This window comes from Actinomadura sp. NPDC047616 (assembly GCF_040642915.1).
Taxonomy (GTDB): Bacteria; Actinomycetota; Actinomycetes; order Streptosporangiales; family Streptosporangiaceae; genus Spirillospora; species Spirillospora miaoliensis.
The window spans coordinates 246288-267765 of sequence record NZ_JBEYTB010000012.1 but is presented as its reverse complement, the minus strand read 5'-3'; the positions used below and the strand labels follow the sequence as shown (position 1 = coordinate 267765).

The 21478-nt window shown below is 73.8% G+C and carries 14 protein-coding genes, 1 tRNA gene and 1 riboswitch; of the genes, 6 read left to right on the top strand and 9 right to left on the bottom strand.

The features are described from left to right. Nucleotides 1–243: 243 nt before the first annotated feature. Nucleotides 244–2661 (bottom strand): substrate-binding domain-containing protein, encoded by a 2418-nt coding sequence (locus ABZ801_RS27710; protein ID WP_360703050.1) that lies wholly within the window; start codon nucleotides 2659–2661, stop codon nucleotides 244–246. A 302-nt stretch (nucleotides 2662–2963) separates the two neighbouring features. Between ABZ801_RS27710 and ABZ801_RS27705 the strand changes: the two genes are divergently transcribed. Together ABZ801_RS27705 and ABZ801_RS27700 are read left to right on the top strand one after the other, a co-directional pair. Then, nucleotides 2964–3956, top strand: a complete 993-nt coding sequence (locus ABZ801_RS27705) for an endonuclease/exonuclease/phosphatase family protein (RefSeq protein ID WP_360703047.1) — start codon at nucleotides 2964–2966, stop codon at nucleotides 3954–3956. Between the two features lie 211 nt (nucleotides 3957–4167). Then, the gene (locus ABZ801_RS27700) at nucleotides 4168–4998 is read left to right on the top strand and encodes an RNA methyltransferase (protein WP_360703044.1); all 831 of its coding nucleotides are present in this window, start codon (nucleotides 4168–4170) and stop codon (nucleotides 4996–4998) included. A 38-nt stretch (nucleotides 4999–5036) separates the two neighbouring features. Here the strand turns inward: ABZ801_RS27700 and ABZ801_RS27695 are convergent, their stop codons facing one another. The 4 genes from ABZ801_RS27695 to ABZ801_RS27680 all read right to left on the bottom strand — a co-directional run bounded on the left by ABZ801_RS27695 (nucleotide 5037) and on the right by ABZ801_RS27680 (nucleotide 11991). Beyond that, a complete protein-coding gene (locus ABZ801_RS27695) occupies nucleotides 5037–6047 on the bottom strand; it encodes a hypothetical protein (protein WP_360703041.1) in 1011 nt (336 codons plus the stop codon). 189 nt (nucleotides 6048–6236) lie between these two features. After that, the gene (locus ABZ801_RS27690; protein WP_344952209.1) at nucleotides 6237–6605 is read right to left on the bottom strand and encodes a hypothetical protein; all 369 of its coding nucleotides are present in this window, start codon (nucleotides 6603–6605) and stop codon (nucleotides 6237–6239) included. Continuing rightward, entirely contained in the window at nucleotides 6602–10552 is a 3951-nt protein-coding gene (locus ABZ801_RS27685; RefSeq protein ID WP_360703038.1) for an SseB family protein, read from the bottom strand. Before ABZ801_RS27685 ends, ABZ801_RS27690 begins: the two co-directional genes overlap by 4 nt. 101 nt (nucleotides 10553–10653) lie before the next feature. Next, complete coding sequence (locus ABZ801_RS27680) at nucleotides 10654–11991, bottom strand: aminotransferase class V-fold PLP-dependent enzyme (protein ID WP_360703036.1); 1338 nt, start codon at nucleotides 11989–11991, stop codon at nucleotides 10654–10656. A 47-nt stretch (nucleotides 11992–12038) separates the two neighbouring features. Further along, a riboswitch (SAM riboswitch) is annotated at nucleotides 12039–12156 on the bottom strand. A 20-nt stretch (nucleotides 12157–12176) separates the two neighbouring features. Between ABZ801_RS27680 and ABZ801_RS27675 the strand changes: the two genes are divergently transcribed. Further along, a complete protein-coding gene (locus tag ABZ801_RS27675; RefSeq protein WP_360703033.1) occupies nucleotides 12177–12587 on the top strand; it encodes a hypothetical protein in 411 nt (136 codons plus the stop codon). Between the two features lie 134 nt (nucleotides 12588–12721). Here ABZ801_RS27675 and ABZ801_RS27670 read toward each other — a convergent pair whose 3' ends face one another. The 4 genes from ABZ801_RS27670 to ABZ801_RS27655 form a co-directional block, all read right to left on the bottom strand. Next, complete coding sequence (locus tag ABZ801_RS27670; protein ID WP_360703030.1) at nucleotides 12722–15772, bottom strand: transglycosylase domain-containing protein; 3051 nt, start codon at nucleotides 15770–15772, stop codon at nucleotides 12722–12724. A gap of 269 nt (nucleotides 15773–16041) precedes the next feature. Beyond that, nucleotides 16042–17172 carry an FKBP-type peptidyl-prolyl cis-trans isomerase gene (locus tag ABZ801_RS27665; protein WP_360703027.1) on the bottom strand — a complete coding sequence of 377 codons (1131 nt, stop codon included), beginning with the start codon at nucleotides 17170–17172 and terminating at the stop codon, nucleotides 16042–16044. Between the two features lie 263 nt (nucleotides 17173–17435). Next, on the bottom strand, nucleotides 17436–17699 hold the full coding sequence (locus ABZ801_RS27660) for a hypothetical protein (protein ID WP_360703025.1): 264 nt from the start codon (nucleotides 17697–17699) through the stop codon (nucleotides 17436–17438). 43 nt (nucleotides 17700–17742) lie between these two features. Beyond that, a tRNA-Arg gene (locus ABZ801_RS27655) sits at nucleotides 17743–17819 on the bottom strand. A 334-nt stretch (nucleotides 17820–18153) separates the two neighbouring features. On the opposite strand from ABZ801_RS27655, the gene ABZ801_RS27650 reads away from it, so the two are divergent. Genes ABZ801_RS27650 through ABZ801_RS27640 form a run of 3 tightly spaced genes read left to right on the top strand, consistent with a single transcriptional unit; the run spans nucleotide 18154 to nucleotide 21448 of the window. After that, nucleotides 18154–18951: an aminoglycoside phosphotransferase family protein gene (locus tag ABZ801_RS27650; RefSeq protein WP_344952192.1), complete on the top strand. Its 798-nt coding sequence runs from the start codon at nucleotides 18154–18156 to the stop codon at nucleotides 18949–18951. Nucleotides 18952–18974: 23 nt separating this feature from the next. Next, on the top strand, nucleotides 18975–19946 hold the full coding sequence (locus ABZ801_RS27645; RefSeq protein ID WP_360703022.1) for a cobalamin biosynthesis protein: 972 nt from the start codon (nucleotides 18975–18977) through the stop codon (nucleotides 19944–19946). Then, nucleotides 19946–21448 (top strand): cobyric acid synthase, encoded by a 1503-nt coding sequence (locus tag ABZ801_RS27640; protein WP_360703019.1) that lies wholly within the window; start codon nucleotides 19946–19948, stop codon nucleotides 21446–21448. Before ABZ801_RS27645 ends, ABZ801_RS27640 begins: the two co-directional genes overlap by 1 nt. The last annotated feature ends 30 nt before the right edge of the window (nucleotides 21449–21478 follow it).

The window sequence follows — 21478 nt, the reverse complement described above, 5'->3', positions numbered from 1 at the left end:
TAGATGACGGCCGACCCCCGCACCCGGTTGACACCTCTGACGAACAAATCTCGAAAAATCCGTCCGGTCTCTTCCGGCTCGGGGCCGCGCCCCCGTCCCAGCCGCTCCGGCCGTCCCCTGACGTGCGGTGACGCCTCTTCTGCGCCCTGGAGAAGGCCTCCGGAGCGAGGGCCGGAGAGAAGCCGAACGCCCGGCGAACGGACCCCGTCCGTTCGCCGGGCGTTCCGCGCGGCGCCTCCCGGCTCAGTCGGCGATGCGGCGCGACAGCATCTTCAAGAAGATCTTGGAGATCTCCCGCGGGGTCTGCGCCACCTGGACGTCGCCGTTGGTGAGCGAGGCGATCTGCTCCAGCTCGTTGCGGTCGGTGCCCGAACCGAAGCCGATCATGTTGACCTGGATCGGCTTGTTCGGGTCGACCATCGCCTTCAGCCGGGACAGGGTCTGCTGGAGCGTGGGCCCGTCGGTGTCGTCGTTCTTGCCGTCGGTCAGCAGCAGGATCGAGTTGCCGAACTCGGGCTTGTAGGTGTCGTTCATCATCTTGTACGCGGCCAGCACCGTGTCGTACAGGCCGGTGTCGCCGCGCGGCTGGATCCGCCCCAGGTTCGACAGCACCAGGTTGCGGCGGGTGCTGGACCCGACCCGCTCGCCGAGCGGGCCGAGCGACACGATCTCCCGCCAGTCCTGGGCGCCCTGCAGCCGGGTGGAGAACACCCACGTGCCGAGCTCGGTGTCGTCGGACATCATGCTGAGCCCGCCCTGCGACAACTGCGCGACGGCCTGCAGCCGCGTGGTGTTGGCGCCGACCTTCTCGGCCATCGAGCCCGACACGTCGATGACGGTGAGGATGCGCAGGCCCAGCGTCAGCTTCGACCACGCCTGCATGACCCGCGCCACGTCCGCGTCCTTCGGCGAGGGCAGCTTGCGGGGACGCGCCGCGCTCATCCCGACCCGCTCGCCGAATCCGGCGGGCGCCTTGCCGTCCGGTGTGCGGAAGCCCAGCTCCTGCATCTCCTGCCGGGACTTGTCGCCGGTAAGCTCCCGTTCGAGCAGCCGCGCGGCCTTGCGCTCGGCGCCGTCGCCGGTGGTGACGGTGAACGGGTAGTCCAGCGACAGCGTGCCCTCGACCGGGTACAGCGCCACCGCGGGCTCGGCCGGGCCGGTCCGGTTGAACGCGTACAGCGCCTGCTCGGACGACAGCGAGATCGGCTGCCGGCCGGTGCGGCCCTTGCGGAACCGGGTGAACTGCCCCTGCACGGTCGGGACCATGCTCTCGCGCACCGTGCGGACGATCCCGGTGAAGATCGAGTCGCGGTTGGGGTCGTTGGTCAGCAGGGTGCTGGTCACCATCAGGGCGCCCATCCCGGCGCCGTTGCGCGCCGGGTCCGGCACCAGCAGCCGCACCGAGCCGGCCGGGATCACCTGGTTCTTGGTCACCGCGCCGCCGGGCGTGCCGCCCGCGGCGTTCAGCAGGTTGTCCCACGACGGGTTGGCCGTGATGCCCTGCCGGCGCAGCTTCGTCGCCAGCGTGCGCGGCATGCCCACCACGACCGGGCTGCTCGCCAGCGACGTCCCCGGCGTCGCCGGGACGGCGTTCTTGCCCTTGTCGGACGAGCGGACCAGCGACGTCCACAGCGAGGTGTCGGGAATCCACACGTCGGGACGCCGGTTGGAGGCCGTCGGCACCGCCTGGCCCGACAGCAGCGGAGCGACCGACGAGGGCTCGGCCTTGGCGACCCTGGCCTGCGCGCACTTGCCGTCCACCTTGTGCCGGGCGTCGTTGAAGCGCTGCGCGGCCTTCACCACGGCGGGCTGGATGTCGGCGGACACCGCCACGTCCAGCACCAGCTTGTTGTCGTCACCGCAACTGCCGCTGACCTCCGCGAACGCGTACACGCCCACGCCGAGCAGCAGCGCCAGCCCGACCGCCCCGGCCATCGGCCCGATCAGCGCGCCCGCGCTGCGCCGCCTCCTGCGCCGCCTGCCGTCGTACTCGCCGCCGCCGTAACCGCCGGACCCACCGCCGGGGCCGCTCGGGCCGCCGCTTCCGAAGCCGCCGGAGCCGCTGCCTCCGTAGCCGCCCGAACCGCCGCTTCCGTAGCCGCCGGAGTCACCGGAGCCGGAACCGCCGCCCGGGTAGCCGTCCGGGCCGCCGTCCGAACCGCGGAGGGACTCGTACTGGCCGTACCCCGAGGCCGCGGCGGGAGGCTGCGCGCCGGTGGGTGCCGGATGCGGCTCCGACTCCGCGGGACCGTACATGTTGGAGGACGTCGCCGACCGCCCGAGCCCGTAACCGCCCGCGTCGGACGCGCCGCTGAAGCCGCCCGCGCCGAACACCGGCTCCTCACCGGACTGCCGCGGCGTGAACCAGTCGGGGGTCTCCGCACCGCTCGCGGTCTGCGGGCCGCTCGCGGCCGGAGGCTCGCCCGGAATCGGCGGGGGCGTCGCACCGCCCGCGGGGGCTCCCGGCGCCGCACCGGCGGCCGGGTCGCCGGGCGGCGCGCCCGGTCCGGGCTGCGGTGTCTGCTGCGGGGCCTGCTGCGGACGCGGAGCGAACCAGTCGGGGGAACCGTCGTTCGCCGGACCGAAGACCGGCCTGGACGGGTCGATCCCATCGTCACCCCGAGCCCCCTCGGGGAGATCATTGTGATGACGTCCGCTCACGGCTGTCCTCGTTTCACCAGAAACCCACCGATGTTCCCCGGCACTGTAGTAGTACGAACTAGAGGTTACAAAAGACTCAATATCGATACTTTCGCAGGTCATGAGCGTAGGACCACGTGCGGGCGTCCCGCAGGCCGCGGTCACCATGCGCGTCCTGCCCGATACCGGACACCGGGCAACCCGATGGGCACTCAGGATCGTCACTAGTGCAGGGGCACTGTGAGCCGGGACGGTCATCGGGGGGATCGTTGGGCGAGTCGAGCATGCGGCGACCGGCGTCGCCGTCGAACACCGTCGGTCGTGTGGGCGCCGTCGTCGTCTGGGCGGGCGTCGTCTGGGCGGGCGTCGCCGCGTGGGGGCTGTGGGCCGGGCTCCGGCTCGCCGGCGCCGACCGGCTGCCCGGCCTGGGCGCGCCGTCCGCCCCGCTGCTGGCCTTCACGCCGTACGCGGCGGCGGCCGCGCCGCTGCCGGTGCTGGTCGCGCTGGTGTTGCGCCGCTGGTGGGCGGCGGTCGCGGCGACCGCGATCGCGGCCGCCCTGACGGCGGCCGTGCTGCCGCGCGCCGTGGCCGGCGGCGGCCCCGCCGCCCGGGGCCCGGTCGTCCGGGTGCTGACCGCCAACCTGCTGTTGGGCCAGGCCGATCCCGCTCGGATCGTCGACCTCGTCCGCCGCTACGGCGTCGACGGGCTCAGCCTTCAGGAACTCACGCCCGAAGCACGCGACCGTCTGGAGCGGGCCGGGCTGGCACGCCTGCTGCCTCGCAAAGTGGTGGACGCCCGCTGGGGCGCCGCGGGTTCCGGCATCTACTCGCGCCATCCGCTGCGAGCACTGCCGTCGCCTCCGGGCATGTCGATGGCGTCCCCGCAGGCCGAGGTAACCCTTCCCGGAGGTCGCCGCGTCGCGGTCACGGCCGTGCATCCGGTTCCGCCCCTGTCGGCTGAGGAGTTCCGCCAGTGGCGCCGCGACCTCGCCGGACTGCCCGCCGCCGCAACCGCGGCGCAGTCCGGCGGGACGGGTCCGGACGACGCCTCCGCGCCGGTGCGGATCCTCGCGGGCGATTTCAACGCCACGCTCGACCACGCCACTCTGCGCCACCTCATCGAACGCGGCTATGCCGACGCCGCGGATCGGGCGGGCGCCGGGCTCGTCCCGACCTGGGGGCTCCGATCGGCGCGTCCACCGCTGGCCATCGACCACGTGCTGGTGGACGAGCGGTGCGCCGTCCGCCGGGTCACCGTGCACGACCTGCCCGGCAGCGACCACCGGTCCGTCTACGCCGAAATCCGGCTTCCCTAGGCCTCGTACGTCCTTGCTGGACGGATTCCGACCGGTTGCTGAATGGGATCTGGATCCCCTCTGAATGCCGCGGATACCGGGGGCCGTGACCTGAACCGGCCACTCGAACGCGGCGGAATGGCCGTATCCGGCCAGCCGATCCGGTTTGGGTGCCGGCGGCGCGGGAGCGGTGCGTGACGGCGCCGTCGCGTGGAGGCGGCAGAATTGGGGCATGGCCCGGTTCGTCACCGTCTCCGATCCCGCCGACCCACGGCTGGCCGACTACGTGCGGCTGCGCGACGTCAACCTGCGCAAGAGCCTGGAGGCCGAGCACGGGCTGTTCGTCGCCGAGGGGGAGAAGGTCATCCGCCGGGCCCTGGGCACCGGATACCCGGCGCGCTCGTTCCTGATGGCCCGGCGCTGGGTGGAACCGCTCGCCGACGTGCTGGAACGCACCGACGCGCCCGTGTACGTGGCGGACGACGCCACCGTCGAGGCCATCGCGGGCTTCCCCGTCCACCGCGGCGCCCTGGCCTCGATGCGGCGGCTGCCCCTGCCCGCCGTGGACGACCTGCTGACCGGCGCCCGCCGCGTCCTGGTGCTGGAGGACCTGGTCGACCACGCCAACGTCGGGTCCATCTTCCGCTGCGCCGCCGCGCTCGGCGTGGACGCCGTGGTGCTGTCGCCGCGCTGCGCCGACCCGCTCTACCGGCGATCCGTCAAGGTGTCGATGGGGGCGGTGTTCGCCATCCCCTACGCCCGCATGACGTCCTGGCACGACGGCCTGTCGGTGCTTCGCGCGGCGGGCTTCACCCTGCTCGCGCTCACCCCCGACCAGTCGGCCGTCCCCCTCGACAAGGCGCTGGCCACCGGTCCGGAGCACCGGGCCGACCGTGTCGCGCTCATGCTCGGCTCGGAGGGCGACGGACTGTCGTCACGCTGGCTGGACGAGGCCGACCAGCCCGTCTGCATCCCCATGAGCGCCGCCGCCATGGACAACGGCGTCGACTCGCTCAACGTGGTCGCCGCCGCGGCCATCGCCTGCCACGCCCTCATGCGCTGAACGACGGCGGGCCGGCAGCCCGCGCCATGGGGACGTCGTCACTTGCCGAAGACGCCGCGGCGGGGCCGGCGGTGGGCGCCCTTCGAACGCTTCGGCGCCGCGGACCCCTTGACGGCGGCCGCCGTGCCGGGGGCGGCACGGCGCCGTCCCAGCCGCAGCTGCGTCAGCAGCAGGGAGAACGCCGCCAGCAGCGCCGCCAGCCACGCCACCTGCGTGCTCGCCATCTGCTCGAACGTGAGGTCCTGGGCGACGGGCGCCTTGTTGTTGCGCAGCCTGCTCTCCGGGGTCGGCGTCAACTGCCCGGGTGCGACCGACGGGTTCGGCGGCGCGATCGACGGCAGCGACACCCCCGGGGTCGCGGGCGGCGTGAACGACGCGTTGGGCGACGGCGGCGTGTAGCTGGACCCGGACGAGCCGCTCCCGTTGCTCCCCCCGGAACTGGAGCCGGACCCGGAGCTGTCGTTGTCGCTGTCGTTGTCGTCGTCGTCCTTCTCCTTGCCCTCCTTGCCATCGGAGGGCCCCTTCCCCTTACCCGGCGACAGAGTCGGCGACGTCGTAGGAGTAGGACTCGGCGACGGCTTCGACGGTGTGAGCCGAGTGAAGGTCAGTGTCTGCGTGCCTTTCGCGTCAGCCTCCTGCCCGGCGTCCGGGTAGTCGACCTGCACCACCACGTCGACCTTGGTGTTCTTGGTGATGCTCTTCTTGGCCGTCACCGTGGCGACCGTGGTCGGCTTCTCCTCCCCGACCTTGATCGTGCAGTCCGGCGGGCGGCACTTGTCTTCGAGGATCGTGTTGTTTTCCGGTGTGCGGGTGATGGACGAGACCGTGACGTCCTTGAGGTCCTTCGCCTCCTCGTCCGCCGCCTTCACGGTCACGCTGAGCGTGATGAACTCGCCCGCCTCCGCTGTCGTCTCCGACGCGATGACCTTCACGGTGAGTTCCGGGGCTGGGGCGTCGTCGGCGGCGAGGACCGGGGCGGTGCCCGCGGCGAGGATGGCCGCGGTGCCGAGCCCCAGGACGAGCGGACTACCTGCCGATCGGGAGAGCACCGCTCCCGCACCTCCGTCGGTTCGTCGTCGTTGACCGCCGTGACGCCGGGGCAGCGGTCACCCCGGGCGCGCATTCCGCATCATGCGAACACGGATCGACGATCCAAATCAACCCTGATGCCCGTGTTTTCATCGCTCCGTAGCACCTCGGCGCGGCGCAGGACGTCTCCTACTGGAACTCCCGTGCGGTCAGATGAGTTCCTCGCGCACGTCGAGGACCTCGTTGCGCGGCGCCCACGCCTGCCACACGCCGTGGTCGACGCGGTCCAGGCCGAGCCGTTCGGCGACCGGCGCGCGGCCGCCCGCGTACTCCACGCGCAGCCACGTCTCGTGCTCGCCGACCACGATGAACGGCTCGCCGCGCCACGTGCACACGGTGCGCACGTACCGCAGGTCCTCGATCTCGGAGGCGGGCACCACGCGCCGGTACCGGCCCGGCCGCAGCTCCTCGAAACCGTCGGTGGGGTCGGGCGTGTAGAGCCGGACGTCCCCGTCGGCGCCCGGCACCGCCTCGAACTCGCGGCCCAGCCAGCGGGCGACGTACCCGTCCCGGATCATCGAGGTGCCTCCGTCCGGTCACCGCCCCGGCCGTCCGGCCCGGCGCCGGGTCCGTCGCCCGGCGGGGTCTCGGGCCGCAGCCATGCCAACTGGTCCGGGTCGTACATGGCGACGAACCGCTCGGACCTGTCCATGCCCAGGTAGTACATCTCCGCGCCGTAGGGGAGGCGCACGCTGTCGACCTTGTACTCGCGGATCGAGCCCGCGCTGCCCGGCGCGAACCCGCCGCCGTGGAACGGCGCCCGTTCGATGACCCAGCCGGAGTCACCCCAGGCGGCCAGTTCCTCCTCCGTCTGCCCGCCGAACGGGACGCGGTAGAGGTCGGGGCAGTAGGCGGGCCAGCGGATGACGTACACGCCGTCGTCCCCGGGCGTGAACGGCGACCCCTCGTACAGCAGGCCCAGCGCCTCGTACAGCTGCATCGGCGTCTGCAGTTCGGCGACGTCCACGGTGGGGTGCACGAAGCCGCCCACCCGGTCGTATCCCTGCTCCAGGTACCAGCCGACGTGGCCGTGCGGGACGACCTTCTGCATGATGACGGGCTGCGCGGTCCGTTCGGGGTCCGGTTCGGGCACCGACGGACGGGCCGCCTGCACGTAGGGCTGCGACCGCGGTTCGGGTTCCGGTTCGGCGACGGCCTCCGGCTGCTGCGGCTGCGGTGGCGCGTCGGGGGGCGAGGCGAAGGACTGCGGCGCCGTGTCGAGCGGGTCGGCGGCGGACGGCGCCGGGGGCTCGGGACGCGGCTGGACGAGCCCGACGCGCACGGCCCACTCGCTGAGCGACCGCACCTGGTCGCCGCTCAGCGAAGCGCCGATCCGGGTGCCCGGGTTGAGCAGCATGGCCCAGTCGTCACGCGGCCAGGCGGCGATGAGCTCGCGGAAGTCGGCGTACACGAACCGCGACTCCGGCAGCACCTCCCGCAGCCGCACCAGCGAGGTGAACACCTGCACGGCGGACGGCCCGTGCAGCGCCGCCTCCCAGCGGAAGTCCCGCTGTACGGGCGTGACCTCCAGCGGCGCGTCCTGCGGAATCGGCACCAGGACGTTGGCCGCCAGCAGCACGCGCAGGAACGCGTCGGAGTCGCCGCTCTGCACCGCCTCGTACAGCTCCTGGTCGATGCGGTTGCCCGGCTCGAACTCCGGTTCGTCGGCGGGGTGCCGCGGGCGGCGTTCGGGCGCCGGCTCGGGGCCGGGCGGCGCGGCGGCGGAAACCGGCTCGACGGGCCGCGGGCCCGGCTGGTGCGGCGGCTCCGGCGCGGGCGGCAGGCCCATCGGGGAGGTGACCGGCGCGGCCCCGGGCACCTGCGGAGGCTCCGCCGGACGCGGCACCGCGCCCTGCGCCGGATCGGCGGCGTGCGGCTCGGACACCAGCGGCTGCTCGGAGGCGAGCGGCGGTTCGGGGACGAGCGGCTGCTCAGGGCCGTGCGGCGGTTCGGGGCTGTGCGGCGGTTCGGGCGGGAGCGGCTGCTCCGCCGTGCGCGAGGGGTCGGCCGCGAGCGGTTGCTCGGGGGCGAGCGGTTGCTCCGGCGTGCGCGGGAGTTCCGCGGGGCGCGCGGGTTCGCCGAACGGCGACGGCTCGGCGGCACGCGGCGGTTCGGGCGTCGGCGAGGGGTCAGCCGCACGCGGCTGTTCCGGGACGGGCGCGGCCTCCTCGGCGCGCGGCGGCTCGGGCGGGTGCGGAAGGTCGGCCGCGAGCGGCGGCTCGGCGGGGCGCGGCGGCTCGCCGAACGGAGGCTGTTCCTCCGCGTGCGGCAGCGGCGCGGGCTCCGCGGCCTGGCGAGGCTCGGCGGAGACGAGGTCGGCGAGGTCGCCGAGGTCCGGGGTGGTGACCGTCGGGTCGCCCGCCAGCGGGGAGGCCGGGGCCGTGGGCGTCTCCGGCGGCGCGGACGGCTGCGGCGGCGCGGCCGGGGAGGCGGGGGCCTCGGCCGGGGAGGCGGGGGCCTCGGCCGGAGAGGCGGGGGCCTCGGCCGGGGAGGCGGGGGCCTCGGCCGGGGAGGCGGGGGCCTCGGCCGGAGACGGGGCGGCGCCGGCCGAGCCCCTGAGGGCGCGGACCTGCTCGCCCGGCAGGGTGGCGTCGATGGGCGTGCCCGGGTTGAGCACGAGGGTCCACTCGGCGTCCGGCCACGCCGACACCATCTCCAGGAAGCTCGGCATCACGAAGCGCGACGAGCCGAGGGCCTCGTTCATCCACTTCAGCGAGGTGAAGACCTGCACGGACACGGTGCCGTGCACCCGTACCGGGCCCCACGGGAACTCGGGGTCGTCCGGCGTGATGCCCCACGGCGTGTCCGGCTCGGCGGGCACCAGCACCTGCGCGCCCAGCAGGATCTTGAAGAACGCGTCGGTGTCGCGCCGGGTCGCGGCCTCGAACAGCTTGCGCTCCACGTCGTTCTGCGGCTCGAAGTCCTCCGACAGGCGGCGGGCCGCGCGCTGGTCGGCCCACCGCGCCAGCCCGGGAAGCTGCTGGGCGACGACGGTGCCGCCTGCCGGGGATCCCGAGTTGACCGCCAGTGCGTGGCCGTGGTCGGGCCAGTACCGCAGCAGCGCGGTGAACGGCAGCCGGATGAACTCCCGTCCGAACCCGAGCGCCTCGGTGGCCTCCATCAGCCGTTCGGGGGAGGTGAACACCGGGACGACCGGGGCGCCGTCGATCTCCCGCACCAGCCATGGGAAGCCGGGCCGCCCGGGACGCAGCGTGTAGTCGATGTCGTCCGGGACGGGCATCAGCAGTTCGGCGTCGGCCAGCGTCTGCAGGAACAGGTCGTGGTCGTTGCCGGCGGCGGCGCGCAGGAGTTCCCGCTCGACGTCGTTGGCGGGACGGAACTCGGGGCGGCGCTCCTGGGACGGCGGCAGGTCGCGGTGCTGGTCCTGCAGCTCCTCCCAGGGCGCGGACTCGGCGGCCGACTCGGCGGCGGCCGCGGCCTGCGGGTCGTCGACGATCGCGGGCACGTCCACGAGCGTGTCGTCGGGCGACGGCGGGCGCGCCGGAGCGCGGGCGACGAGCCGGTCGCCGGGGGCGGGCAGGTTCGCGGGGGGCTCCGCCTCGCCCGGCGAGGGCTGCTCCGCCGTCGCGGCGGGGACCTCCCCGGCGACCGGGTCGCGCGGCGCGGGCGGCGGGGCGTCGGCCGGTCCCGGCGCGGGCGGGACGTTCGGGATCGGCGCGGGCGGCTCCACCGGATGGGCGGCCGCCGGTTCGGCGATCGGCGCGGCGGGCGGCGCGGGCGGGCCCTGCGGGGCGTCCGGTACCGCGGGCGTGGGCGCCATGGGGGGTGCCGCCGGGGCGTCCCCGAGCGGCGCGGCGGGTGTCGCGGGACGGTCCGCGTACCCGTGCGGAGCCGCCCCCTCGGGCTCGGCACCCGGTTCGGGGCGCGGCTCGGCGGGCAGCGCGTGCGCGCCGGTCGCCTCGGCCGACGGAACGTCCACGGGCGGGACGTCGACGGGCGGGACGTCCACGGGTGGCACGCCCACCGTGGAGGAAGGGACGCGACGTCCGGCCATCGGGGGCCGCGGGTCACCCTCGGCGATCTGCCGGATGAACCAGGCGGGCAGCCGGCCCTCGATCGGCAGCGCCACGTCCAGCGCGTCGCGCGCGGGCGCGTCGACCGCCAGCCACCAGCGCGGGTGCGGCCAGTTCTGCGCCAGCTCGGCGAACGTCAACCGCAGGAAGTGCTGGTAGGCCGGGCCGAGGCAGGCGCGCATCGCGGCGGGCGAGGTGTAGGCCAGCACGTGGGTGCGGCCCTCCTCCTCCTGGGTCGGCCACGTCGGCTGCGCCTGGTTGGCGAGCACGTCGTCGATGAGGTCGGGGGGCACGGGGATCACCAGCTCGCTGTCGGCGAGCAGGCGGAAGTACCCCTCGTGGTCCCCGGCCCGCACCGTCTCGTGCAGTCGGCGCTCCAGTTCCGACGTGGGTCGCCACGCGTCGGCCACGGTCGCCTCCCCCTGTTTCATGCCGCGCTGTCCCTGCTGTATCCGGCGCCGTCACGGGTCCGGGTACGGACCTGCCTACGCTACATGGGCGAACAGGGCGAAAGCGCATCATCGTCCGCGGTTCAGGACACGGCACCGATGACGCTCAGCGCCTTCACCAGACGGTCGACGTGTTCGTCGGTCGTCCCGAGGCCCAGGCTGGCGCGCACCGCCGAGGCCGGGGCGGAGGCGTCCGCGCAGCCGCCGTCGCCGGCCGCGCGCGGGGTGTCGGGCCGGTCGTCCGGCCGGCCGGCCAGCAGGTGCCGTACGAATGGATGAGCGCAGAACTTCCCGTCCCGGACGCCGATGCCGTACTCCCCGGACAGCCTAAGCGCCACGTCGCGCGCGTTCCAGCCGTCGACGGTGAAGGACACGATTCCCACCCTCGGGTGACGCTCCCCCCACAGGTTCAGCTCCCGCACCGCGGGAACGCCGGCGAGCCCCCGGCGCAGCCGGGCCAGCAGCCGCTCCTCCTCGGCGACGAGCGCGTCCCATCCGGCGGCGGCCAGCGTCTCGCACGCGGCGGCCAGCGCGACCACGCCCAGCACGTTCGGGGTGCCCGCCTCGTGACGCTGCTGCGGGTCGGCGGCCCAACGGGTGCGCTCGCCCACGGACGCGGTGGCGCCCCCGCCCTTGAGGTACGGCTCGGCGGCGCGCAGCCAGTCGGACCGTCCCGCCAGCACGCCCGCCCCGAACGGCGCGTACAGCTTGTGCCCGGAGAACGCGACGTAGTCCAGGCCGAGCGCGGACATGTCCAGCGGCCGGTGCGGGACGAGCTGGGCGGCGTCCACGGCGATGCGGGCGCCGCGCCGCCGCGCCACCTCCGCCAGCTCGGCGACCGGCCACAGCTCGCCGGTGACGTTGGACGCCGCCGTGACCACCAGCAGCCGCGGGCCCTGCGGCGCGGCGGCCAGCGCCCGGTCGGCCGCGGCGATCGCCTCGGCCGGGGTCGCGGGCGCGGGCAGCCGCACCGCCCGCCGCCACGGCAGCAGCGTGGCGTGGTGCTCGGTCTCGAACACCACGACGGTGGTGCGGGGCGGCAGGGCGTGCGCCAGCAGGTTCATCGCGTCGGTGGTGTTGCGGGTGAACACGACCGATGCCCGGTCCCAGGCGCCGATGAAGGACCGCACGGTCTCCCGCGCGCGCTCGTAGGCGTCCGTGGTGACCTGGGAGGCATACCCGGCGCCGCGATGCACGCTGCTGTAGTACGGCAGCGCCTGTGTGACGGCGTCGTGCACCGCCTCAAGACACGGCGCGCTGGCGGCGTAGTCGAAGTTGGCGTACGGGACGTGGCGCCCGTCCTCCAGCGGCACCGGCGCGTCCGCACCGACGATCCGCGGAAGTCGAGTCGGCGTGGACGCGGTTTGCTGCGTCCAAGAGGAGAGAGGGAAGGGGCGGGTGAACGTCGTGACAGCGGACATACGCGTGACCTCCTGCGGGATCCAGGGATCCCGGGAGGCGTCCGCGGGATCCGCGCTTGCCGGACGCGGTGTGCGACGTCCGGCCGGGTCCTCACCCGGGGCACCCCATCGCGGACGAAGGGTTGCCGGCCAGCAAGCCGGGGCTTGGCGCTGGCGCTCATGACCTTGTGCGGAAGTATAGGCGGATGTCGACGGTGATCACACGGGAGGGTGCGATGCGGTACGGGACGGCCGGGAGGCTGGCCCAGGGGCTGGTGCTGCTCGTCGCGGCGGGGACGCTGACGGGCTGCGGGCTGTCCGGCGGCAACACCGGCCAGGTCTGCGCCGACACCAAGAAGGCGTTCCAGCAGTACGTCTCCCAGGTGCGGACCGTGCCGGCGAACGACCCGGCGCAGTGGAAGCAGGCCACCGACCGGTTCGCCGGACGCGTCGACGGCCTGGCCCGCCAGGCCGAGGACGAGAAGCTGAAGAACGCGCTCAGGACGGAGGCGACCCGCCTGCGCGGCGCCGCCGCGGGCGTGGGCACCGGTGACGCGGCACAGCTCAACGCCGTGATGACCGACGCCCCCAACCGCATCGGGGCGGCCTGCGACTGAACACGGGGTCCGAGAACGGCGGAGGGGCCCGGCGAGATGCTCGCCGGGCCCCTCTCGTGTTCACGTCGCGCCGGTGCCGGCCGCGCCGCGCCGGGCGGACGCCGACTGTGGCAGCGGCCGCCTGCCGGTCGGTGCTAACCCTCCGGGCGGGGCGGGACATCGCCGCTTCCGCCGTCGCTTCCGCCGCCGTCGCCTCCGCCGTCACCGCCACCGGTGCCGCCGTCACCGCCGCCGTCGCCTCCGTCGCCGGTGCCGCCGCCGGGCGGCGGCACCGGGTCCCTCGGAATGTCCGACGGCGGCCTGCTGGACGGCCGGCCCGGACGTTCCGGCACGGACGGCCGCAGCCCCGGCCCACGCGTCGTCGGCGCGTCGTTCTGCCGCCCGTCCGGCTCGCCCACGTAGGAGCCGGGGGAGACCGACGGCGACCCGAACTCCTTGGGCGTGTAGCCCTTGGCGTTCACCGCGCGGCTGACGTAGGAGTGCCAGATCTGTGCGGGCAACTGCCCGCCGTACACCCCGTACCCGGGGATGACCAGCGGCTTGCCGTCGCTGCGGAACATCGCCACCGACGTCGCCAGCTGCGGGATGAACCCGTTGAACCAGATCGCCCGGCCCGCGTCGGTGGTGCCGGTCTTGCCCGCCACGTCACGGCCGTCGGGCAGCTGGGCGTTGCGGCCGGTGCCCGCCTCGACCACGCGCCGCATCGCGTACGTGGCGTCCCGCGCGACCTGCTCGTCGAACACCCGCTTGCCCTTCTCGGAGAAGCGGGTGGTCTTGCCGGTGTTGTCGGTGACCGACTTCACCACGTACGGGGTGTGGTGCACGCCCTCGGAGGCGAACGTCGCGTACACCCCCGCTTGCTGCACCGGATGCACGGAGATCGTGCCCAGCGGGAACGTCGGGTACTTGTTGGCGCCGTTGGCCGTCAGCTGCGACTTGGGGATGCCCATCTTCTCGGCCATCTTGGTGACCTTGTCCAGGCCGACCTTCTGCCCCAGGTTGACGTAGGCGGTGTTGACCGAGTTCTGCGTGGACGTGACCAGGTTGATCGTGCCGTAGCTGCGGTTGCCGTCGTTGTGGATCGGCGAGCCGTTGTAGTACTGCGGCGAGCTGCCGTCCACGTAGGTGTTCAGGCTCATGCCGCTGTCGAGCGCGGCGGCCAGCACGATCGGCTTGAACCCGGACCCGGCCTGCGCCCAGTCGCTGAACGCGCTGCTGAGGGCCTCCTCCAGGTAGCCGCGTCCGCCGTAGAACGCCAGCACCTGCCCGGTCTCGGGGTCGACCGAGACCAGCCCGGTGCGGATCTGCGTGCTCATCCGCTTCGGGAGGTTGCCGCGGACCGCCTGCTGCGCGGCGTCCATCAGCTCCTTGTCGAAGGTCGTGGTGATCTTCAGGCCGCTGCGGTTGATCTCGTCCTCGGTGTAGCCGCGCCGCTCGGTCAGCTCGCGCTTGGCGATGTTGACCATGTAGCCCTTCTGGCCGCCGAGGATGTTGGTGACCTTCTGCTTGACCGGCTGCGGGAACGTCATGCGCGCCGCGTCCGCCGAGGTCACGGCGCCGTCGCGGACCATGTTGTTCACCACGGCGCGCCAGCGGCTCTCGGCGTAGGCGCGCGTGGAGCCCGACGGGTCGGCGAAGTTGCTGGGCTGCTGGATCGCCGCCGCCAGGTAGGCGCCCTCGGCCGGGGTGAGCTGCCCCACGTCCTTGCCGTAGTACGCCTGGGCCGCGGCCTGCACGCCGTAGGCGTCGCGGCCGAAGTAGATGGTGTTGAGGTACTGCTCCAGGATCCAGTCCTTGGACTTCTCCCGGCCCACCTTCAACGAGACCATGATCTCTTTGAGCTTGCGGGTGATCGAGCGTTCCTTGCCGATGCCGCCGTAGTAGTTGCGGACCATCTGCTGGGTGATGGTGGACCCGCCCTGCAGCTGCTCGCCGGAGACCGTGGACCAGAAGGCGCGCAGCGTACCCGGCACCGACACCCCGGGGTCGTCGTAGAAGCTGCGGTTCTCGGCGGCGATCACCGCGTCGCGCACGCCCCGCGGGATGGTGTCGAGCCGGACCGCGTCCCGGTTCACGCCGGTCTTGGCGATCTGGGTCTTGCCGTCGGAGTACAGGAACGTCGGCCCCTGCGCGACCGCCTCCTCCTGAGGGGACGGCACCGGCGTCAGCAGGTACGCCACACCGAACGCGGCCACGGCCAGCCCGACGAGGCCCAGCACCACGAAGAGCACCCGCCGCCCGATGCGCGCCGCCTTGCCGCGCTGCTTCTTGTGCTTCTTCTTCGCGTCCATACCCCCCTTCCGCGCCTTCTTCGTCGTGTCCGCCGGAGGCTTCGCCGCCGCGACCTCCTGCTGTGCGGCGGCCGTCTTGTCCGCCCCAGCATCCCCGACGCCCTCGGACGCGGTCTCGTTCTTGTCCTTAGCGTCGCCGGAACCAGACGTGGCGTTGGTGTGAGCGGGCGCCCCGGCTTCGCCGTCCGCGCCCGTCGCGGTGGACGGAGCCGCGGGCTCGGGCGGGTCGATGACGGTGAGGTCGGGTGTCGTCGCGGCCGCTCCCGCGCTCTGCTCGGCGTCGCTCGCGTTGCCGGCGTCCGAGCCGCCGCCCGCGTCCGCCGTGGTGCCCGCGGCCATGTCGGTGCTCGCGTCCGCGGCGCCGCTGGTGTCCTTGGCGGTGCCGGTGTCCGCGTCGTCGCTCAGGTCCACGGTGGTGCCCGCGTCGGCGGCGTCGGGCTCGGACACGGTGTCGTCTTCGTCCGTCGGGGCGCCGGGGGTGGACGCGGGGTCGCCTGCGTCATCGGTGGCGGGGGGTTGGGGCGTGGCCGTGTCCGTCGTGCCGTCGGCCTGCGCGTCGGGTGAGGCGTCCTCCGACACGGCAGGGGGCTCGACGGGAGCGGTGTCCGTGGACGGCTCGGCCGGGTCGGCGGGGGAGGTGCCGTCGCGCGCGTCCTCGTCGTCGGCGAGGGACAGCGTCTGCGTGGCGGCCGGGTCCCCGGCCTCGGCGGTGTCGTCGGCCGGCGCGTCGTCGGCCGGCGCCTTGCCTTCGTCGCGTGTGTCCCGCTCGGCCGCGGCCTGGGGCGTTTCGCCGTCCGCGGGAACGGCCTTGTCGGCCGTGAGGTCGTCGTCGAGGTCGCCCTCGCTCGGCCCGGCGGGCTCGGTGCCCCCAGGGCTCCTGTCGGTGTCGCTCACAAGCCCCCCGTGATGATTTCGTTACAGACGATACCGGAGGGGAGTGATGGATTACGGCCGGTCACTGTGCACTCCCGTTGGCTTTCTCACTACAGGGACGATCAAGCGGCGCGGAGGGTTGTCCGGTGCCGCCTGACGTGGTTCTTGACACATTTCACCGGCGACGACAAAACAACGGCGGGGCGCCCTCCAGGGTGCCCCGCCGTTCGCGCGTTTCCGCGTCGTGCGGCTCGCCGCGCTATGCCGTCGCGCGTCGTTTCACCAGAGGGTCACTTGGGGACCGTGCCGAGGATGTCGACGACGAACACCGTGGTGTCGTCGCCCTTGATCCCGGCCTGCGGGTTGCCCTCCTTGCCGTACCCCTGGTCGGGCGGAAGGATCAGCATGACGCGGCTGCCGACCTTCTGGCCCTGCAGCCCCTTGAAGAAGCCCTTCATGCCCTCGGTGGTGTTGAGCGGGAACATGGCGGGCGAGCCCTTGCTCCAGCTGTTGTCGAACTCCTTGCCGTCCCGCCAGATCACGCCCTTGTAGTTGACGAACGCGGTGTCGTCCTTGGTGGTCTTCGGGCCGGTCCCCTCGATGAGGGTCTTGACCTGCATGTCCTTGGGCGGGTCGGCCTTGGGCACGGTGAGCTTGGGTCCCTTGCCCGCCTCCATGGCGCCGACGGACGGCAGGTCCTTGTCGTCCAGCGGCTTCGCGGTGCCCTTGGCCTCGGCGTTCTTGGGGTAGACGGCGAGGACGTCCACCACGAAGAGCACCGCGTCGTTCTCGCCGAGCCCCATCTGCGGGCCGGCCTGGCCGAAGCCCTCCTTCGGCGGGACCTGCAGCACCACGCGGCTGCCCGCGGTCTGCCCGACCAGGCCCTTGTCCAGGCCCTTGACCTCGGTCTTGCCGATCGGCATCGGCACGACCTGCTGGCCGGCGGGCAGCTTGTAGGACGACTGCAGCTCCTTGCTGGTGCTCTCGTCGGCCTTGTCGCCGGTGCCCTTGGCCCACTGGTAGAAGACGAACTTGACCAGCGCGGTGTCACCGTTGGCGATCTTGGTGCCGGTGCCCTTGATCTTCTGGCTCACCTTCAGCTCGTTCTCGGGGACGAGCTTCTTGGGGATGGTGACCTTGGGCGACTGCCCGAACGCGCCGGTGACCTCGATCTGCGGACCGGGACGGGTGACGTACCACGTCGTGGCGCCCGCGATGGCCAGCACCGCCACCACCGTTCCCGCGATGCCCAGGCGGCGGCGCTTGCGGGCCTGCGCGGCGGTCAGCGCGGACGGACGCGGCCCTCGGCCACGCCCGCTGCTGATGCCGTGCGGGGTGAACTCCGGGCTGCGGATGTTCTTGGCGTTCGGCAGCTTGGCCTTGACCGCCGGTTCCCCCCGGGGCTTGTCATCCTCAGACATGTTTCCTCACTCGCTCCGGGCTCGACGACACCACGAGACGACCACCTTTCCAGCTCCGGCCTAAGGGCGGCGTGAAAAGCCGGGAAAGGAGGCCGGGTCGCAATCTACCGGCCGCTTCGTGATGCCGGGCCGGTCACGTGCGGGATCCTGCGCACCTGCCGCCTGGGTGGCCCTTCGTCTCGGTACGCCAGGCATCCTAGTGCCGCGCCGTCTCGGGACCGGCCGACGTTCGGCGGGGCCGCCTCCTTTTCATCGGAGGGCGTTCAGCGGCGGACGACCGGGGCCTGCCGGTCGATCTCCCGCCCCAGCGCGAGGACCATGTCGTCGAACGCCTCGACGCCGTACCGGGCGCGCAGCGCGGGGTACACGTTCTTGCGCGCGGCCTGGCGCAGCAGGTCGCTGAGGGCGGTGTGGTGGACGGGGCGTCCGGACGACAGGTCGTCGTAGGAGGTCCGCGCGACCCGCAGCAGCTCGGGATGCGGGGCGGACTCGCTCATGATCATGCGGACGGCGTCGGTGAGCTCCATGCCCCCGGAGTGTAGGGAACGCCATGGGCGCCCCCGGCCGTTCTGGCGCCCCGGGCAGGATTCGAACCCGCGACCAACTGCTTAGAAGGCAGCCGCTCTGTCCAACTGAGCTACCGGGGCCTGCTGCTACGGAGGTGAGGGTACTACTGAGCCTGACCTGCGTGCGACAGGCATTTCCCCGCATCGGGCAAGGTCCGGGCGGTGCCGGGCCGCCCGGACCGCCGTTTTCCACGGCCGCCGCGGCCCTCGGCGAGCGGACCGCCTTCCCGCGCGGCCGGAATGGGCCACGGGGCCGGCGCTCCGGACCGCCCCCGGCGTCGTTTCCCGGCCGGCGGAGCCGATTCGGCGAGGGGACGCGGCGTCGCGGTGATCATGGCGGCGGCGCGGGACTGGTCGGTTGGACGATTCGTTGATCGGCTGATCCGAACCGGCGGAGCGCCTAAGGTCTTGCTCCGTGGCTGTGAACGTGGAGATGCCGCTCTCCGGCGGGGACGTCACGGAGGGCGTCGTCCGGGTGGGGGACACGGTGCGCCGGCCCATGGGCCCGCACACCCCGGCGGTGCACGGGCTGCTGCGGCATCTGGAGAGCGTGGGATTCGACGGGGCGCCGCGCGTGCTGGGCGTCGACGACCGGGGCCGGGAGATCCTGACGTGGATGCGGGGTGAGACGCCGCGCCGTCCGCTGCCCCGGTACGCGGCCACCCGGGAGGCGCTGGCGGGGGTCGCGCGGCTGCTGCGGCGCTACCACGACGCCGTCGCCTCCTACGAGCCGCCGCCCGGGGCGCCCTGGGACGACCGGGCCGTCTCCGGCCTGGACGACGAACCCGAGATCATCGGGCACTGCGACGTGACGCCGGAGAACGTGGTGTTCCGCGCGGGCGAGCCCGTCGCGCTCATCGACTTCGACCTGGCCCGTCCGACGAGCCGGCTGTACGACGTGGTGACCGCGCTGCGGCACTGGGCGCCGATCGCCGATCCCGCCGACCGGGACGCGCGGCTGTACGGCGCGGACGTGGGCGCCCGGCTGCGGCTGTTCTGCGACGCCTACGGCTTGGACCGTGACAGCAGGCGGCGGCTGCTGCCCGCCGCGCGGCTGCGGTTCGAACGCTCGTACGAGGCGATGCGCTTCCGGGCCGAGCACCTGGGCGGCGGCTGGGCCCGCATGTGGCGGGGCGGCGCGGGGCCGCGCATCCGCCGCGCGCAGGACTGGCTGGAACGCAACTGGGACGACCTCGACGCGCACCTCTGCTAGGGGCATGCCGTAGAGATGTCTCCATGACATCGAAGTGGGTGGGCCGGGGTTCGCCTGAGGGACTGCTGCTGGGCGTCGCGCTCGACGCGCTGCTGGGCGATCCGCGGCGTGGGCATCCGGTGGCGGCGTTCGGCCGTGCGGCGTCGGCGTTGGAGCGGCGGGTCTACGCCGATTCGCGTGCGCGTGGCGTCGTGTTCAGCGCGGTTCTGGTGTGCGGCGCGGCGGGGCTGGGCGTCGTCGCCGAGAAGGCGGCGCGGGGCCGTGCGGCCCGCGCCGTGGTGACGGCGGTGGCGACGTGGGCGGTGCTGGGCGGCACGTCGCTGGGACGGGAGGGCCGCCGGATGGCGCACCTCCTGGAGAACGGCGACCTGGACGCGGCACGGCGGCGGCTGTCGCACCTGTGCGCGCGCGACCCCGACGGGATGGACGAGAAGGCGCTGGCGCGCGCCACGGTCGAGTCGGTGGCGGAGAACACCTCCGACGCGGCCGTCGCGCCGCTGGTGTGGGGCGCCGTCGCGGGCGTGCCGGGCCTGCTGGCCTACCGTGCGATCAACACGCTGGACGCGATGGTCGGCTACCGCGACCCGCGCTACCTGCGCTTCGGGTGGGCGTCGGCGCGGCTGGACGACGCGGCCAACTGGGCGCCCGCGCGGCTCACCGGCCTGCTCGCCGTCGCGTGCGCCGCGCCGGGCGGCCGGGCGGGACGGGCGTGGCGGGCGCTGCGCCGTGACGGGGCGGCGCATCCGAGCCCCAACGCGGGACGGTGCGAGGCGGCGTTCGCCGGGGCGTTGGGCGTGCGGCTCGGCGGTGTCAACGTGTACGGGGGACGGGTCGAGGAGCGTCCCGAACTGGGCGACGGGCGCGTCCCCGAGACGGGCGACATCCGCCGGGCCGTGCGGCTGTCGACGGCCGTCACCCTGGCGGCGGCCGCCGTGGCGGCCGTGGGAGCGGCGGCGCTGGGGGCGGCCGTGGCCGCGAGCGGGAGGAGAGGCTGATGGGCGGCGGGACGCTGCTGGTGGCGGGCACGACGTCGGACGCGGGCAAGAGCCTGGTCACCACGGGGCTGTGCCGCTGGCTGGCCCGGCGCGGGGTGAAGGTCGCGCCGTTCAAGGCGCAGAACATGTCGCTGAACTCGATGGTGACGGCGGACGGCGCGGAGATCGGCCGGGCGCAGTACGCGCAGGCGCAGGCCGCGGGCGTCGAACCGCGGGCGGTGATGAACCCGGTGCTGCTCAAGCCGGGCAGCGACCGGCGCAGCCAGGTGGTGGTGCTGGGCCGTCCCGTCGCCGAGGTGGACGCGCTGGAGTACCGGGCGCACAAGGAGCGGCTGCGCGAGGTGGTGCTCGACAGCCTGGCCGAGCTGCGCGCCGCGCACGACGTGGTGGTCTGCGAGGGGGCGGGCAGCCCCGCGGAGATCAACCTGCGCGCCGGGGACATCGTCAACATGGGCCTGGCCAGGGCCGTCGGCATGCCGGTGATCGTCGTGGGGGACATCGACCGGGGCGGGGTGTTCGCGTCCCTCTACGGGACGGTGGCGCTGCTGGAACCCGCCGACCAGGCGCTGATCGCCGGATTCGTCGTCAACAAGTTCCGCGGGGCGGTCGAGCTGCTGGAACCCGGGCTGGCGCGGCTGGCGGAGCTGACCGGGCGGCCCACGCTGGGCGTGCTGCCCTGGCGTCCGGGCCTGCACATCGATCCCGAGGACGGTCTCGCGCTGGACGCGCCCCGTCCCGACGCGCGTGGCCCGTACGGACGGCAGACGCTGCGCGTGGCCGTGGTGCGCTTCCCGCGCATCTCCAACTTCACCGACCTGGACGCGCTGGCCTGCGAACCGGGCGTGGTGGTGCGGTACGCGACGAGCCCCGGCGACCTGGCCGACGCCGACCTGGTGGTGCTGCCCGGGTCCCGCGCGACCGTTTCGGACCTGGCGTGGCTGCGCGAGCGCGGGATGGCGGACGAGATCGTCCGGCGGGCGCGGGAGGGACGGCCGGTGCTCGGCGTCTGCGGCGGCCACCAGATGCTCGCCCGCGAGATCCACGACGAGGTGGAGTCGGGCGCCGGACGCGTCGACGGCCTCGGCCTGCTGCCTGCGCGCGTGGTGTTCGCCCCCGCCAAGACGCTCGCCCGCCCCACCGGCACCGCCTACGGGCATCCGGTGCGCGCCTACGAGATCCACCACGGGCAGGTGGAGGTGCAGGGCGGCGAGCCGTTCCTGGACGGCTGCCGCGTGGGCGCGGTGTGGGGGACGACCTGGCACGGCGCGATGGAGAACGACGGTTTCCGGCGGGCGTTCCTGGCCGACGTCGCCCGGCACGCGGGCCGCGACTTCACCCCGGCGCCCGACGTGTCGTTCGCCGCGCAGCGCGAGGCCATGTTCGAGGCGGTGGGCGACCTGGTGGAGGAGCATCTCGACACCGACGCGGTGTGGCGGCTCATCGAGGGCGGCGCCCCGCCCGGCCTGCCCGTCCTGCGCGGCGGCCTGACCTGGAGCGGCTAGCTAGCCGCCGGCCACCCGGCGGGGTCAACG